The sequence below is a fragment of the Caballeronia sp. LZ028 genome (assembly GCF_031451415.1).
In the GTDB taxonomy this organism is placed as follows: domain Bacteria; phylum Pseudomonadota; class Gammaproteobacteria; order Burkholderiales; family Burkholderiaceae; genus Caballeronia; species Caballeronia zhejiangensis.
In genome coordinates, this window is sequence record NZ_JARUXN010000003.1 from 330,205 (window position 1) to 345,346 (window position 15,142).

Sequence of the window (15,142 nt, forward strand, 5' to 3'; positions counted from 1 at the left end):
GCAGTGCTAATAGACCGACACGATTACAGGATTCCACGAAAGCACAAGCGAAACCAGAAGCGAAAGCCGAATACTTGAAGCAAATCCGGAGACTCACCGATGAACATACGTTTCGATCCCGAAGTAGCGGCGACTGTCGAACAATCGCCTGACCGCACGCTGACAGCGTGTCACACCGACGCGTTACTGACGGCCCTATGCGAAATCTACTGCAACGACCCTGAGCGCCGCACGGCAACGATCGCACTTCCACACGTTTCCAACAAAGCCCACCGCACAAGAACCTTCATCGCGCAAGCGCGAAACGAGAACCTGATCGACATCGCACAGCAGCACGAAGATCACCTTCTCCTGACGACATCACGCAAAACGTTCTGGCAAATCGCGCGCCCATGGCTCAAGGCGCCCGCATCGAGCGACACGCTGCTGCGCTATACACAAACCAACGGCGTCACACATCCGCAAAGACCAACGAACGCCGAAGGCACGATCTACGAACGTCACTTCCCGCAGATCGACATGACCTTCAGCCTGCGCACAGCTGACCCCGACGCCGATTCCGAAGTCTTCAGCGAATGGATGAATCTCGATCGCGTCGCATACTTCTGGGATCAGCGCGGCACGCGCGCCGAACACGCCGCTTATCTCGCGGAACGCCGCGAAGATCCGCACATGCATCCGATGATCGGCTATTTCGACGACAAGCCCTTCGGCTACTTCGAGTTCTATTGGGCGAAAGAAGATCGCCTGGGCCCGTTCTATGATGCAGGCGACTTCGATCGCGGACTGCATCTGCTTATCGGCGATGCGCAGTTCCAGAGCGCAGGCAAGCTCAAGGCATGGTGGAGCGGCGTGCTGCACTACATGTTCATCGACGATCCGCGCACGGAACGCCTCGTTGGCGAACCGCGCGTCGATCATGTGCGGCATATCGCTTACATGCATCGCATGGGCTTTTATACGCTGAAGGAATTCGACTTTCCGCACAAGCGCGCCGCGCTCACCGTGATGGAACGCGAAAAGTTCTTCGACGATTTTCGCTTTTGACCGGCGTCGAGGGAAAGTTGTACCGGTAACAGCGCGCTCTTATACTGACGTCACCGCGCTGCCTCCGACCCTAACTTTCCCTCAGACACCCATGCCCCTCATCAACTACATCACGCAGATTCAATTCGATTTCGGCGCGGTGCGCCTGCTTGCGGGCGAGTGCGAACGCATCGGCATTCATCGTCCGCTGATCGTGACCGATGCCGGCATCCGCGCGGCCGGCCTGCTCGACAAGGTGCTCGGCGCGCTCGGTTCATCGTCGGCCGTACCCGTGTTCGATTCGACGCCGCCCAATCCGAACGAAGCCGCCGTGCGCGAAGCCGTCGCGATGTACAAGGAGAATCAATGCGACGGCGTGATCGCGGCGGGCGGCGGTTCATCGATCGATCTCGCGAAGGGCGTGGCCGTGTGCGCGACGCACGACGGTCCGCTACAAGGCTTCGCGGTCATCGAAGGCGGCCTCGCGCGCATCACGGCGAAGACAGCCCCCGTCATCGCCATTCCGACGACCGCGGGCACCGGCAGCGAAGTGGGCCGCGGCGCGATCCTGATTCTCGACGATGGCCGCAAGGTCGGCGTGATCTCGCCGCACGTCGTGCCGAAGGTCGCGATCTGCGATCCGGAACTGACGCTCGGCCTGCCGCCGATGCTTACCGCCGCGACCGGCATGGATGCCATCGCGCATTGCCTCGAAACGTTCATGGCGCCCGCGTTCAACGCACCCGCCGATGGCATCGCGCTCGACGGATTGTGGCGCGCGTGGCGGCACATCGAGCGCGCGACGCGGCACGGCTCCGATCGCACCGCGCGCTGGAACATGATGAGCGCATCGATGCAGGGCGCGCTCGCGTTCCAGAAGGGCCTCGGTTGCGTGCATAGCCTGAGCCACTCGCTCGGCGGCATCAATCCGAAACTGCATCACGGCACGCTCAACGCAATCTTTTTGCCGGCGGTGATCGCGTTCAACAGCAGCGCGCCGACGATGCGCGAAGAAGGCAAGCTCGACCGCATCGCGCAGGCAATGGGCCTGAAGTCCGGCGATGAAGTCGGCGGTGCGCTGCGCTCGATGACCGCGACGCTCGGCCTGCCACGTGGCCTCGCTGAACTCGGCGTGACGCGCGAGATGTATCCGCGCATCATCGCGGGCGCGCTCAAGGATCACAGTCATAAGACGAATCCGCGCGAGGCGTCGAGCGCGGATTACGAGGCGATGCTCGAAACGTCGATGTGAAAAGGGCCGGAGCGCAACGACAGTAACGGCGCGTGATTTGCGGCATTGCAACAGTGAGATAGGGGAAAACCCTTAAGTCTGTTACAATGTCGCAAAGTTTGAGGAACAAATCATGCGCCGCCGCTACGAAGTGCTCGAAAAAATCGCTTTCGCCTTGCTTACGCTTTCCGCTGTCATGGACGCCAGCTACATCACCTGGGAAAAACATCCGAATTTCCGCGAAAACGTCACGGAGATCGTGAAGATCAGCGCCGATCTGTCTTTGGCGAACCCGGGTGTAGGCGATTCGACGCCGCTCGTCCCGATGGCGTTCAACTAAGTTTCGGTTTTACCCGGCGCGACACTCGTCGCGCCTTCTGCGTCAAGCCACATACAGGTTATTCGGCCCGCCGCCGCACGGCGTGCGCCGGCTGCTTTATGCTGGCGGCTTTCCATGCCGTCGCCGTCCAGCATGTCCACCGCTCTCCAATCGAACGCCGCCTTCGGCGATCAACTCCGCAGCTTCGCTCGCGCGATGGGACAGATCGTCCTTCAGCGCAACGCCGCGACCGGCGCGCTGCTGTTCCTCGCGGTGCTGAGCGCGAGTCCGCGCCTCGCGTGCGGCCTTCTGATCGGCACGCTGACGGGCAATGTCATCAGCGTGATCGTCGAAAACGACGACGCACCCGCGTTCCGAGAAGATCTCTACGGTTTCAACGGCGCGCTCGCGGCGCTCGCCGCATTCACGTTTCTCGACGATGCATCGCGCGCCGCGGCCGTCGCGATCGTCGCGGCGATGTTCGCCACTTTCCTCGCCAACGTGCTTTCGCGCGTGCTCTCGCGCTACCGGTTGCCGATCTTCTCCAGCCCCGCCATCATCGTGACGTGGTGCTGGCTGCCGCTTTTGAGCGAGCGCGGCGACACGGGCGCGATTCCCCAAGTCGCCGCCGGTTTCATTCCAATGCTTCAGGCCGCGTTCGCGGGTCTCGCGCCGATCACCTTCGCGACCGGCGCGCTCGCCGGCGCGTTGATCGCGGCGGGATTGTTCGCGTCGCGGCCCGCGCAGGCGGGCTGGGCGCTCGCGGGCAGTGCGCTCGGCGCCATGTTGCACGCACTCGGCGGTGCAAGCGATGCCGTCGTGCTCTCGGGCGCGTGCGGCTTCAATGCGGCGCTTGCGGCGCTCGCGGCCGCGAAGCTCGGCACGCGTTATGCGCTCGTCGCGATCGTCGCGGCGGTGCTGATCGAGCGCGTGATCGATTGCATCGGCATCGCTGCGTTGACCGCGCCGTTCGTGCTTGCGTCCTGGGCGGTGATTCTGCTCGAGCGGCGTCTGTCCGGATCATCCAAACAAGGAGACTCGCATGTCGTTCACCCACACGCCTGAGCGCAGAATCGCGGAAAGCGGGCCGCGATCGGCAGCCGAACAGGCCACGCGCGTCGATCTCGCGGCAGCGTATCGGCTGGTCGCGCTCAACGGCTGGGACGATATCGTCTACACGCACATTTCCGCGAGCGTGCCGGGCGAGCCGGGGCGCTTTCTCATCAATCCGTTCGGGCTTTCGTTCGATGAAGTCACGGCGAGCAATCTCGTGAAGATCGATATCGACGGCAACGTGATCGGCGAGCGCGCGCATCCGGTGAACGCGACGGGCTTCGCGCTGCACGGCGCCGTCCATGCCGCGCGGGAGGACGCCGTGTGCGTGATGCATCTTCACGTGCGCGAGGCGATCGCGGTATCGACGCAACCGCACGGCCTGCTGCCCGCATCGCAACACGCGATGCGCTTTCATGGGCATCTCGCGTATCACGATTACGAAGGGCTCGCGTTCTCGCCCGCGGAAGGCGAGCGGCTCGTAAACAGTCTCGGCGCGCATCGTGCGATGTTGCTGCGCAATCATGGACCGGTCACGCTCGGGCGCACGATCGCCGAGGCTTATGTGCTGATGGATATGCTCGTCAAGGCATGCGATATTCAGCTTCGCGCGCTTGCGGGCGTGGGCAAGATGATCGTGCCGACGCCGGAAGTCGTCACGCGCACCGCGGCGCAACTGCATGACGATGACGCCGTCGAAGGCGCGCTCGAATGGCCGGCGCTATTGCGCAAGCTCGATCGCATCGACGCGTCGTATCGCGACTAATACCGCTTTCAAAAGGAGATCAACGCAATGCCGACATTCAACATTCAACTGTTCGAAGGCCGCACGGTGGAAGAGAAGCGCAAGTTCGTCGAAGCGATCACGCGCACGACGTGCGAAACGCTCGGCTGCGAGCCGGGCTCGGTGGACATCATTCTGACGGACGTGAAACGCGAGAACTGGGCGACCGCGGGCAAACTCTGGTCGGAGCAGTGAAAGACAGCGCGCGCACGCCGATTCGTGCGCGCGCTTTGACCGTTACATCGATTCCTTCGCGGCGAGACGGAACTTGTGCAGCAGCGGTTCCGTATAGCCGCTCGGTTGCGTGCGTCCTTCGAAGACGAGCGCGCACGCGGCCTTGAATGCGAACGAACTGTCGAACGCGGGCGACATCGGGCGATAATACGGATCGGCTTCATTCTGCTTGTCGACGACGGCGGCCATGCGTTCGAGCGTCGCGCGAACCTGCTCTTCCGTGACGATGCCGTGACGCAGCCAGTTCGCGATATGCTGGCTCGAAATGCGCAGCGTCGCGCGGTCTTCCATCAGGCCGACATCGTGAATGTCCGGCACCTTCGAGCAACCGACGCCCTGATCGACCCAGCGCACCACATAACCCAGAATGCCCTGCGCGTTGTTTTCGATTTCGTTCCTGATGTCGTCTTCCGACCATGACGGCTTGTCGACGACGGGAATCGTCAGCAAGCCATCGAGCAACTCGTTCTTCTGACTTTCGTAGTCGACGCTTTCGAGTTCCTGCTGAACCTGTTGCACGTCGACCATGTGATAGTGCAGCGCGTGCAGCGTGGCCGCGGTGGGCGAGGGCACCCATGCGGTGTTGGCGCCTACCTTCGGATGCGCGATCTTCTGTTCGAGCATCGCGTGCATCAGATCGGGCATCGCCCACATGCCCTTGCCGATCTGCGCGCGACCGCGCAAGCCGGTGTTCAGGCCGACGAGCACATTGCTGCGTTCGTACGCGGCAATCCACTTAGAGGACTTCATGTCGCCCTTGCGCATCATCGGGCCGGCTTCCATCGACGAATGCATTTCGTCGCCGGTGCGGTCGAGGAAGCCCGTATTGATGAATGCGACGCGCGCGCCCGCCGCCGCGATACACGCCTTGAGGTTCACGCTCGTGCGTCGCTCTTCGTCCATGATGCCCATCTTGATCGTGTGACGCGGCAGGCCGAGCAGGTCTTCGACGCGCGTGAAGAGCTCGTCAGCGAACGCCACTTCGGCGGGGCCGTGCATCTTCGGCTTCACGATATAGATCGACCCCGTGCGCGAGTTCATCTTGTTCTTGAGATCGTGCATCGAGCCGAGCACGGTCATCACCGCATCGAGGATGCCTTCGGGAATCTCGTTGCCATCTCGGTCGAGCACCGCGGGATTCGTCATCAGATGGCCGACGTTGCGCACGAACAGCAGCGAACGTCCGTGCAGCTTGACGGTTCCGCCGTTCGGCGCGGCGTACTCGCGGTCCCGGTTCATCGCGCGCGTGAAGGTCTTGCCGTTCTTCGTGACCTGCTCGGCGAGATTGCCTTGCATCAGGCCGAGCCAGTTGCGATAGAGCTGCGTCTTGTCGGCGGCATCGACGGCCGCGACCGAATCTTCGCAATCGATGATCGTGCTCACGGCCGCTTCCATCAGCACGTCCTTCACGTGCGCCGCATCGGTCTTGCCGATGAAGTTGTCCGCGTCGATCTGAATCTCGAAGTGCAGGTCGTTGTGCTTGAGCAGAATCGCGGACGGCTCTTTCGCGTCGCCCTGAAAGCCCGCGAACTGCTCGGCGTTCGCAAGGCCGGTCTTGCCGCCGTCCTTCAGCGTGACGACGAGCTTGCCTTGCTCGACGCTGTATTTGGTCGCGTCGGCGTGCGAGCCGTGATCGAGCGGGGCGTTGTCGTCGAGGAACGCGCGCGCATAGGCGATCACTTTCGCGCCGCGCTTCGGATTGAACTGCGCCGTGCGCTCGGCGCCGTCGTTTTCGTCGATGGCATCCGTGCCGTAGAGCGCATCGTAGAGGCTGCCCCAACGCGCGTTGGCCGCGTTGAGCGCATAGCGCAGATTCGACAGCGGCACGACGAGTTGCGGGCCGGCCTGCTCGGCGATTTCGCGATCGACATTGGCGGTGCTGGCCTTCACATGCGCGGGCGCGGGCACGATATAGCCGATCTCTTCGAGAAACTTGCGATAGGCGCGTAGATCGCGCACGGGGCCGGGGTTGCTGCGATGCCAGTTGTCGAGCTCGGTCTGGAGGCGGTCGCGTTCGGCGAGCAGTGCGCGGTTCTTCGGCGCGAGATCGTGAACGATGGCATCGAATCCCTTCCAGAAGGACGCGCTATCGACGCCCGTGCCGGGGATGGCTTCTTCGTCGACGAACTTCGCGAGATTCGCGTCGACCTGCAGGCCGTGTTGTTTGATCATGTCGTTCATGGGCACTCCGGCTGAGATGGCTGCTACACAGGGGTTTGGGGAATGGGCTGGTGCCTATGGTAGCGCGTCTTGGGGGAGGGGCGAAGCGTGGGGGAGGTGCAATGCGCGTGCCTGGCCGGGCCGCCCGTTTAGCGTCCCGTGAGGGCGGGGTAGCCGTCGACGGATAGCGTTCTCAGTGCATCGGCCCGGCCTCCGCGCAAACAAACCGCGCGAAAAACCGGGCCGCTCGAACAGCGCGACGAGACCGACGCTACGCCTTCAACAAATCCTCGATCATCACCGGCAGCTTTCGCACACGCACGCCCGTCGCGTGATACACGGCACCCGTAATCGCCGCCGCGATGCCCGCCAGCCCGATCTCCGCGATGCCGCGCGCGCCCAGTTCGTTGAAGACCGTATCGGGATAATCGAGAAACGTGACGTCCATCTTCGGCGTATCCGCATTGGTCGCGACGACGTAATCCGCGAGGCTGCTGTTCACCGGCGCGCCGCTTCGCTCGTCGTATACCGTGTGCTCGAAAAGCGCCATGCCGACGCCCATCACGACCGCGCCTTCGATCTGATTACGCCCCGCGCGCGGATTCAGGATCTTGCCCGCATCGATCACGGTCACGACGCGGCTCACGCGCAGGCGCGCGGTCGCCGGCTCCCACGTCACCTCGGCGAAATGCGCGCCATACGAATGGATCGACCAGTCCTTCTTGAGCGGATCGTCGAAGCCGCCTTTCGCGCTGCCGCTGCCCGATGCCGCATGCAGTTTCGCCGCGTCGAGAATGCGCGCGAACGGCACGCCGCTTTCCGGCGCTTCGTTCTTGCGATGCACATGTCCGTTGCTCATCGCAAGCTCGTCGGCCTTCGCGCCCGCGAATGGCGATCCCTCGATCTTCGCGGCGCGCGCCAGCAGCGTCTTGATCGCCTCGCGCACCGCATCCGATACCGCCGGAATCACCGATGCCGTCGCCGCCGATCCGCCCGAAACAGGACCGAGCGGCAGCGCCGTATCGCCGAGGCCGACTTCGATCTTGTCGAGCGGGATGCCCGTATGTTCCGCGACGATCTGCGCGAGGATCGTGTACGTGCCCGTGCCGATATCCTGCGTGCCGCACGCGACGCGCGCGGTGCCGTCCGCACGAAGATCGACCGTCGCGTCCGCCGAGAAGCGCAGCCCCGGCCAACTGCACGCGCCCACGCCCCAGCCGAGCGTGAGGCCGTCGCGCTTCATCGAGCCTACGTCCGGCGTGCGCTTCGACCAGCCGAATTTCTCCGCACCGGTCTTCAGGCATTCGACGAAATGCCGCGACGAAAACGGCAAGCCGCTGCTTTCATCCACTTCGGGCTCGTTGCGCAGGCGCAGTTCGACCGGATCCATCTTCAACGCAATGGCCAGCTCGTCCATCGCCGATTCGAGCGCGAAGAGGCCGGGCACCGCGCCGGGTCCGCGCATCGACGTCGGCGAGCCGACATTGCGTTTCACCGTGCCGCCCGTCACGCGCAGATTGGGCGTGCTGTACATCGAAGGCGTCGCTTCGCCGCAATCTTCCGTGTAATCGTCGGCGATGGCCGCGTGATTCACGAAGTCATGCCGTAGCGACACGAGCTTGCCGTCCTGCGTCGCCGCGAGCCGCACGCGCTGCTGCGTGGTCGGCCTGTGCCCGACGTTCTGGAACATCATCTTGCGCGAGAGCACGAGCTTGACCGGGCGCTCCAGTTGGCGCGTCGCGGCCGCGGCGAGCAGCGAATGCGGCCACATCCACAGCTTGCCGCCGAAGCCCGAGCCGAGATAGCGCGAAATCACGCGCACTTTCTCTTTCGGCAGGCCCATCATCTGCATCAGCGTGCCCTGATGATTCGCGACCGCCTGGCTCGTTTCGTAGAAGGTGTAGCTCTCGCCGTTCCAGTGCGCGATGGTCGCGTGCAGCTCGATCGGATTATGCGTTTCGACGGGCGTCACGTACGTTTCATCGATCTTCACGGGCGCATCGTCGAACGCCTTGTCGGGATCGCCGCGTTCGCTGTGTGTGTCGAGCTTGTCGCCGGCATCGAGCTTTGCGCTTACATCGTGCGGCGTCTTGTCGTAACTGACCTTGACCGCGGCAGCCGCGGCGCTTGCCGCTTCGAACGTCTCCGCAACGACGAGCGCGACATACTGCCCGTAATAGCGAATGATGTCGTCTTCGAAAGGCGGACGGTTTTCATCGACGTAACCGGTATCGATCGAGTTGCCGGCGATGCGATAGAAGCGGCCGATATTGCCGCGATGAAGAATCAGCTTCACGCCGGGCATCGCTTGCGCGGCGGCGAATTCGAGCGACGTGATCCTGCCGCTCGCGATGGTGCTGCCGACCGGCACGGCATGGAGCATGCCGGGCAGATCGACGTCGGTCGTATAGGTCGCGCGGCCGCAAACCTTCAGCGGTCCGTCGATGCGCGACTGAGGCCGTCCGATGAATGCGGACGGTTTGATATCGGGCGCCGTGGACATGTCGCGATCCTCAGGAAGTTTGCGTGGTAACGAGCTTGAGCGTATGAACGATGCAGCGCTTGGACAACTCGACCTTGAAGCCGTTCTCGCTTTGCGGCTTCGCATCGGCGAGCGCAGCATCGGCAGCGCGTTTGAACGTGGCTTCATCGGGCGTCGCGTTCATCAGCTCCTTCTCCGCTTCACGCGAGCGCCACGGCTTCGTGCCGACGCCGCCGAGCGCGACGCGCGCATGCTCGATGCGCCCGTCCTTCACGCCGATCACGACACCCGCCGACGCCAGCGCGAACTCGTACGATGCGCGATCGCGCAGCTTCAGATAAGCCGAGCGCGCGCCGTCGACCGGCGGCGGCAACGTGACATGCGTGACGAGATCGCCGGCATCGAGCACGTTCTCGCGATCGGGCGTCGTGCCCGGCAACAGGAAGAACTCGTCGATGGGGATCGCGCGCTTGCCGCCCGTGCCTTCGACGTGGATCGTCGCTTCGAGCGCCTGCAACGCGACGCACATGTCCGACGGATTGCTCGCGATGCACGATTCGCTCGTGCCCATGATCGCCATCATGCGATTGAAGCCCTGAATCGCGGAGCAGCCGCTGCCGGGCTCGCGCTTGTTGCACGGCGAGGTCGTATCGCGGAAGTACACGCAACGCGTGCGCTGCAGGATGTTGCCGCCCGTCGTCGCCATGTTGCGCAACTGCACCGACGCGCCCGCGAGCACCGCTTGCGACAGCACCGCATAACGATCGCGGATCAGCGGATGATGCGCGAGATCGGAGTTGCGCGAAGTCGCGCCGATACGCACGCCGCCGTCCTTCGTTTCCTCGATCTTGTCGAGCGGCAAACGGCTGATATCGACGACGCGCATCGGCCGCTCGACGTTGAGCTTCATGAGATCGAGCAGCGTCGTGCCGCCCGCGAGAAAGCGCACTTCGGCGCCTTGCTGCGCGGTATGCGCGAGCGCGCCCGCATTGATCGCGTCGCGCATGTCGCGCGCGCGAGAGAGCTGGAACATATCCATGTCGCTCTCCTTATTTCGACGACGGCTTGTTCGCGCGCACCGACTGGATCGCGCTGACGATGTTCTGATACGCGCCGCAGCGGCACAGGTTGCCGCTCATCGCTTCGCGCACGTCGTCGTCGCTCGGGCCGATCGGTTCATCGAGCAGCGCGACCGCCGACATCAACTGGCCGGCCGTGCAGTAGCCGCACTGATAGCCGTCGCATTCGACGAACGCGGCCTGCAACGGATGCAGTGCCTCGATTTCGCCGATGCCTTCGATGGTCGTGACGGTGTCGCCCTCGCACGCGGCGGCGAAGCACAGACACGAGTTCACGCGGCGTCCGTTCACATGAACGGTGCATGCGCCGCATTGGCCGTGATCGCAGCCTTTCTTCGTGCCGGTCAAATGAAGATGCTCGCGCAATGCATCTAAAAGCGTGGTGCGGGGGTCGAGGGAAAGCGTTTCGCTGCGGCCGTTGACGGTCATGGTGAAGCAGACGGTCGAGTCGCCTGCGGGTGCGGCTTGAAGCGTCTTGTTCGGTGTATCGGCGTGCGTGGTTTTCGATTGGGGGATGGGACGTTGTGGCATCGGGCAATCTCCTGGAATTGCGCAGCAAGCTGCTGCACGAATGCGGCGATGAAGCGGCGGAACATGAGAGAGGCGAAGATGCGGCGAAGCGTGTCGCGCGCCGGTGGCGCGGAGGAACGGCGGCGAAAAGGGTCTGCGCGGCGGCGCAGGACTTTCGTGCGCCGGCAATGCGGCGAAAGACGACACTCAGCCAGTATAGGCATCCGCCGCGAAACTTTCTCGATCGAAAGCCCGCGCGGGCCGCGAGATTCTGAAGGGGCACGAAGCATGCCCGCAGCCGATGAAAGCCTTCAGTGCGAAATCAGGCCGCGCGCGAAAACGGAAAGGATGGACACGCCGACCGTCGTGAAGAGAACGAGCACGACGAGGATCACGATCATGCGGAGAATCATCTGCATCGCGTCGCTCCAAAAAAAATGGCCGCTTGCGCGGCCGGAAGGAGGGTGGGTCGGTCAGACTTCAGATTAAGCGCGCTTCCTTAAATCAGACTTAAGCGTGCGCGACTTCCATGCGGGCCGTCCATTCTCCTTCCTTTGGGAACGGGATGCAGCGAACTTACCGCAGCGCCTCGCTGTATCGGTCGCGCAGCGGGAAGATCGTCACGAGCGCGACCGCGCTGCCGAAGATCACGTAGTAGCAGATCGACAGCGGATCGCCCGTGGTCATCGTGAGCCATTGCACGATCGCGGGCGCGAAGCCGCCGAAGATCATCACCGCGACGTTGTAGCTCACCGAGATGCCGGTCGAACGCACGCTCGAAGGAAGCAGCTCGGAGATGAACGCCGGATAGCAGCCCTGAAAGATGCCGAGATAAGTCATCAAAAGCGCCTGACACACGATCAGCATCGGCAGGCTCGGATGCGCGGTGAGCACGGCGAAGATCGGATATGCGGTGACGAGCGACAGCGTGAGCGCGGTCGCCATCAGCTTCTTGCGGCCGATACGGTCGGAGAGCCGGCCGAATATCGGACAGCAGACGAGATAGACGAGCGCGCCGATCGTCGAGCTGATGAGGCCGTCGGTGAGCGCCATGTGCAGCACGCGCGTAGCGTGCGTCGGCAGATACAGCAGGAAGATGTACGTGCCGATGGTGCCGAACACCGTCAGGCCGAAGCCAGCGAGCACGGACATCCAGTGTTTCGTGGCGGTATCGCGGATCGGGCGTGTGCTCAGTTCGTTCTTTTGCGCCTTCTCGACGAAGACCGGCGATTCATCGAGCTTCGAGCGCAGATACAGGCCGACGGGCACGATCAGAAGACCGATCACGAACGGAATCCGCCAGCCCCAGCTATTCAGATGTTCGGGACTCAGCGTGCGCGTGAGCACGGCGCCGAAAAACGAGCCGGCGAGACTCGCGGCGGCCTGCGCGACCATCTGGAAGCTGCCGAAATAACCGCGCTTGTCGGCGGGCGCGTATTCGACGAGAAACGCCGTCGCGCAGCCGACTTCGCCGCCTGCGGAGAAGCCCTGAATCAGGCGGCCGAGCAGCATCAGCAAGGGCGCGGCGATGCCGATTGCCGCATACGTCGGCGCGAACGCGATGATCGCGATGCCGACCGCCATCAGCGAAATCGTGAGCGTGAGCGCTGATTTGCGTCCGACGCGATCCGCGACCGCGCCCAAGACGATGCCGCCGAGCGGACGCGTCAGAAAGCCGACGCCGAAAGTCGCCCAAGTCGCGAGTAGCGAAATAGTGGGATTCGTTGCGGGAAAGTACAGCTTGGCGATGATGACGGCGAAGAAGCCGTAAACCATGAAGTCGAACCATTCGAGCGCGTTGCCGATGGTCGATACGACGATCGCTCGTCGGCCGGAAAGATTCGATGCGGCGTTTTGTTCGGCCGCGTGCGCTGCAGGTAGTACGGTGCTCATCGAATGTACTCCATGAGGTTTTCTCGTTGACGACATCCGCTTCTCGGATGACTCGCTTCGAACGGAGCGAGCCGCTGCAACACGCAAACATTACGCCGAGTTGAAATAAGAAAATATAGAATTTCTGAACTGACACACAAGCAAACCTGATCGAACGATCCGGGATAACCCTCACGCACGATGAGCAATATCCGCTTTTTGCGCACGTTTATCGCTGTCGCGCGTTACGGTTCTTTCGCCGCCGCCGCGGAAAAAGTCGCGCTCACGCAGGCCGCCGTCAGCATGCAGATGCAGTCGCTCGAAGACGATCTGAAGCGGCCGCTGTTCGATCGCGTCGGGCGCACGAACCGGCTGACGAGCATCGGCAAGCAGGTGTTGCCGCAAGCGGAGCGCATCGTCGCGCTGTACGACAGCATGCGTCTCACCGGTCTCGATGATGAAATCGCCGGATCGGTTTCCATCGGCGCGGTCGATTCGGCGATGGGCGCGCTCGCATCCGTCGTCACCGAATTGAAAGGTCAGTATCCACGGCTCGATGTGCGGCTCTTCACCGGCAAGGCGCTCGCACTCGCGCCGCAAGTCGAGGCGGGCGAGATCGATGCGGCGGTGATCGTCGAGATGGCGGGCAAGACGCCGGCGAGCCTCAACTGGACGCCGCTCTATTCGGAACCGCTCGTCGCGATCGGTTCGCCGGGCGCCGTGGCCGCGAATGCCGCCGAGATGCTGGCGAGCCGTCCGTTTCTGCGCTTCGATCGCGCGCAGCGCACCGGCGCGCTGATCGATCGCGCGTTGAAGCACAACCGCCTCGCGGTGAACGAGTTCCTCGAACTCAATTCCCTCGAAGTGATCGTCGAGCTCGTGCGGCAGGATGCGGGCGTCTCGGTCGTGCCGTTGCTCGAATACGGCTCGTGGGCGAGCGATCCCGCATTGCGCGTGATATCGCTTGCGAAGAACACGCCGCGCCGTGTCGTCGGCATGCTGGAGCGCAAGATCCACGATCGTCACGCGGTGATGAGCATCGTGCAGGAACGCATACGGATGCGTTCGCACGGCGCGATCGAGCCGAGTGAAAGCTAAAGCTTTCCTTAAGTCACGGACAAGGAATATCAGCTTTCCCTGTGAATTGCGGCCATCGACAATGCTTCGGTCACTCAACAACGCAAGAGGAAAGCATGTCGATCATTCCCGAGATCGCGCAGTCGCGCGACGAGATTCAGGCCATTCGCCGCGATATCCACGCGCATCCCGAACTCTGCTATGAAGAAGCGCGCACGGCGGAGCTCGTCGCTCGGAAGCTCGAAAGCTGGGATATCGAAGTGACGTGCGGACTCGGCAAGACGGGCGTCGTCGGCGTGTTGAGGAAAGGCGCGAGCAAACGTGCGATCGGCCTGCGCGCCGACATGGACGCGTTGCCCATTCCCGAGCTGAACACGTTCGCGCACGCATCGCGCCACGAGAACAAGATGCATGCGTGCGGTCACGACGGACACACCGCGATGCTGCTCGGCGCGGCGCAATATCTCGCGAAGCATCGCGACTTCGACGGCACCGTCGTCTTCATCTTTCAGCCTGCCGAAGAAGGCGGCGGCGGCGCGAAAGCGATGATCGAAGATGGCTTGTTCGAGCGCTTTCCGGTCGATGCCGTGTTCGCGCTGCACAACTGGCCGGGCATGCCGGCGGGCGGATTCGGTGCGCGCGTCGGCGCGACGCAGGCATCGAGCAACGAGTTCGAGATTCGTATCGAAGGCGTGGGCGCGCATGCGGCGATTCCGCACGATGGCGTCGATCCCGTGTTCACCGCGCTGCAGATCGGCACGGGCCTGCAGAGCATCGTGACGCGCAACAAGCGGCCGATCGACGCCGCCGTGCTCTCGATCACGCGCATGCAGGCAGGCCACGCGGTCAACGCGATCCCGACGACCGCGACGCTCGCGGGGACCGTTCGCACGTTTTCCGTCGACGTGCTCGATCTCATCGAGACGCGCATGAAGGAGATCGTCGCGGCGACGGCGGCCGCGTATCGCTGCAAGGCCAAAGTCAGTTTCGTACGCAACTATCCGCCGACGGTGAACACGCAAGCGGAAACGGACTTCGCACTCGGCGTGATGCGCGATGTCGCCGGCGCGGACAAAGTGAACACGAACGTCGATCCGACGATGGGCGCGGAGGACTTCTCGTACATGCTGATGGAGCGTCCCGGTTGCTATGCGTATATCGGCAATGGACTGGGCGCGCATCGCGATCACGGTCACGGAATCGGACCCTGCATGCTGCATAACAGCAGCTACGATTTCAACGACGATGTACTCACGCTAGGCTCGACGTATTGGGTGCGGCTCGTCGAGAAGTTTCTCGCACGCGTCTGAGGAGG

Annotated in this window: 13 protein-coding genes; 8 read left to right on the forward strand and 5 right to left on the reverse strand. The window is 63.1% G+C overall.

Features of this window, described 5'->3' with window-relative positions; all coding sequences use genetic code 11:
- Nucleotides 1-99: 99 nt before the first annotated feature.
- From QCE58_RS19080 to QCE58_RS19105, 6 genes are all read left to right on the forward strand, one after another.
- Nucleotides 100-1,047, forward strand: coding sequence for a GNAT family N-acetyltransferase (locus QCE58_RS19080; protein ID WP_250522235.1), 948 nt, complete (start codon nucleotides 100-102; stop codon nucleotides 1,045-1,047).
- Nucleotides 1,048-1,138: 91 nt separating this feature from the next.
- On the forward strand, nucleotides 1,139-2,278 hold the full coding sequence (locus QCE58_RS19085; RefSeq protein WP_250522236.1) for an iron-containing alcohol dehydrogenase: 1,140 nt from the start codon (nucleotides 1,139-1,141) through the stop codon (nucleotides 2,276-2,278).
- Between the two features lie 112 nt (nucleotides 2,279-2,390).
- Entirely contained in the window at nucleotides 2,391-2,597 is a 207-nt protein-coding gene (locus QCE58_RS19090; protein WP_008347655.1) for a hypothetical protein, read from the forward strand.
- Nucleotides 2,598-2,729: 132 nt separating this feature from the next.
- Nucleotides 2,730-3,641 carry an urea transporter gene (locus QCE58_RS19095; RefSeq protein ID WP_250522237.1) on the forward strand — a complete coding sequence of 304 codons (912 nt, stop codon included), beginning with the start codon at nucleotides 2,730-2,732 and terminating at the stop codon, nucleotides 3,639-3,641.
- Nucleotides 3,619-4,395 (forward strand): class II aldolase/adducin family protein, encoded by a 777-nt coding sequence (locus tag QCE58_RS19100; protein WP_250522238.1) that lies wholly within the window; start codon nucleotides 3,619-3,621, stop codon nucleotides 4,393-4,395. Before QCE58_RS19095 ends, QCE58_RS19100 begins: the two co-directional genes overlap by 23 nt.
- Before the next feature lie 27 nt (nucleotides 4,396-4,422).
- Nucleotides 4,423-4,608, forward strand: a complete 186-nt coding sequence (locus tag QCE58_RS19105; RefSeq protein WP_008347661.1) for a 4-oxalocrotonate tautomerase — start codon at nucleotides 4,423-4,425, stop codon at nucleotides 4,606-4,608.
- Nucleotides 4,609-4,650: 42 nt separating this feature from the next.
- On the opposite strand, the gene QCE58_RS19110 is transcribed toward QCE58_RS19105, so the two are convergent.
- The 5 genes from QCE58_RS19110 to QCE58_RS19130 all read right to left on the reverse strand — a co-directional run bounded on the left by QCE58_RS19110 (nucleotide 4,651) and on the right by QCE58_RS19130 (nucleotide 12,771).
- Nucleotides 4,651-6,828: a malate synthase G gene (locus QCE58_RS19110; RefSeq protein ID WP_250522239.1), complete on the reverse strand. Its 2,178-nt coding sequence runs from the start codon at nucleotides 6,826-6,828 to the stop codon at nucleotides 4,651-4,653.
- Nucleotides 6,829-7,078: 250 nt separating this feature from the next.
- Complete coding sequence (locus QCE58_RS19115; RefSeq protein WP_008347664.1) at nucleotides 7,079-9,310, reverse strand: xanthine dehydrogenase family protein molybdopterin-binding subunit; 2,232 nt, start codon at nucleotides 9,308-9,310, stop codon at nucleotides 7,079-7,081.
- A 10-nt stretch (nucleotides 9,311-9,320) separates the two neighbouring features.
- Entirely contained in the window at nucleotides 9,321-10,328 is a 1,008-nt protein-coding gene (locus tag QCE58_RS19120; protein ID WP_008347665.1) for a xanthine dehydrogenase family protein subunit M, read from the reverse strand.
- Nucleotides 10,329-10,338: 10 nt separating this feature from the next.
- Nucleotides 10,339-10,797: a (2Fe-2S)-binding protein gene (locus QCE58_RS19125; RefSeq protein WP_008347667.1), complete on the reverse strand. Its 459-nt coding sequence runs from the start codon at nucleotides 10,795-10,797 to the stop codon at nucleotides 10,339-10,341.
- A gap of 657 nt (nucleotides 10,798-11,454) precedes the next feature.
- Nucleotides 11,455-12,771 carry an MFS transporter gene (locus QCE58_RS19130; protein WP_250522241.1) on the reverse strand — a complete coding sequence of 439 codons (1,317 nt, stop codon included), beginning with the start codon at nucleotides 12,769-12,771 and terminating at the stop codon, nucleotides 11,455-11,457.
- Nucleotides 12,772-12,951: 180 nt separating this feature from the next.
- Between QCE58_RS19130 and QCE58_RS19135 the strand changes: the two genes are divergently transcribed.
- The gene (locus tag QCE58_RS19135) at nucleotides 12,952-13,848 is read left to right on the forward strand and encodes a LysR substrate-binding domain-containing protein (protein ID WP_008347672.1); all 897 of its coding nucleotides are present in this window, start codon (nucleotides 12,952-12,954) and stop codon (nucleotides 13,846-13,848) included.
- Between the two features lie 95 nt (nucleotides 13,849-13,943).
- The gene (locus QCE58_RS19140; RefSeq protein ID WP_250522242.1) at nucleotides 13,944-15,137 is read left to right on the forward strand and encodes a M20 aminoacylase family protein; all 1,194 of its coding nucleotides are present in this window, start codon (nucleotides 13,944-13,946) and stop codon (nucleotides 15,135-15,137) included.
- Nucleotides 15,138-15,142: the final 5 nt, after the last annotated feature.

What these genes read in the sequence shown, in the direction of transcription:
- QCE58_RS19080 (WP_250522235.1), top strand. Translation starts at nt 100, where the DNA reads ATGAACATACGTTTCGATCCCGAAGTAGCGGCGACTGTCGAACAATCG.
- QCE58_RS19085 (WP_250522236.1), top strand. Translation starts at nt 1,139, where the DNA reads ATGCCCCTCATCAACTACATCACGCAGATTCAATTCGATTTCGGCGCG.
- QCE58_RS19090 (WP_008347655.1), top strand. Translation starts at nt 2,391, where the DNA reads ATGCGCCGCCGCTACGAAGTGCTCGAAAAAATCGCTTTCGCCTTGCTT.
- QCE58_RS19095 (WP_250522237.1), top strand. Translation starts at nt 2,730, where the DNA reads ATGTCCACCGCTCTCCAATCGAACGCCGCCTTCGGCGATCAACTCCGC.
- QCE58_RS19100 (WP_250522238.1), top strand. Translation starts at nt 3,619, where the DNA reads ATGTCGTTCACCCACACGCCTGAGCGCAGAATCGCGGAAAGCGGGCCG.
- QCE58_RS19105 (WP_008347661.1), top strand. Translation starts at nt 4,423, where the DNA reads ATGCCGACATTCAACATTCAACTGTTCGAAGGCCGCACGGTGGAAGAG.
- QCE58_RS19110 (WP_250522239.1), bottom strand. Translation starts at nt 6,828, where the DNA reads ATGAACGACATGATCAAACAACACGGCCTGCAGGTCGACGCGAATCTC.
- QCE58_RS19115 (WP_008347664.1), bottom strand. Translation starts at nt 9,310, where the DNA reads ATGTCCACGGCGCCCGATATCAAACCGTCCGCATTCATCGGACGGCCT.
- QCE58_RS19120 (WP_008347665.1), bottom strand. Translation starts at nt 10,328, where the DNA reads ATGGATATGTTCCAGCTCTCTCGCGCGCGCGACATGCGCGACGCGATC.
- QCE58_RS19125 (WP_008347667.1), bottom strand. Translation starts at nt 10,797, where the DNA reads ATGACCGTCAACGGCCGCAGCGAAACGCTTTCCCTCGACCCCCGCACC.
- QCE58_RS19130 (WP_250522241.1), bottom strand. Translation starts at nt 12,771, where the DNA reads ATGAGCACCGTACTACCTGCAGCGCACGCGGCCGAACAAAACGCCGCA.
- QCE58_RS19135 (WP_008347672.1), top strand. Translation starts at nt 12,952, where the DNA reads ATGAGCAATATCCGCTTTTTGCGCACGTTTATCGCTGTCGCGCGTTAC.
- QCE58_RS19140 (WP_250522242.1), top strand. Translation starts at nt 13,944, where the DNA reads ATGTCGATCATTCCCGAGATCGCGCAGTCGCGCGACGAGATTCAGGCC.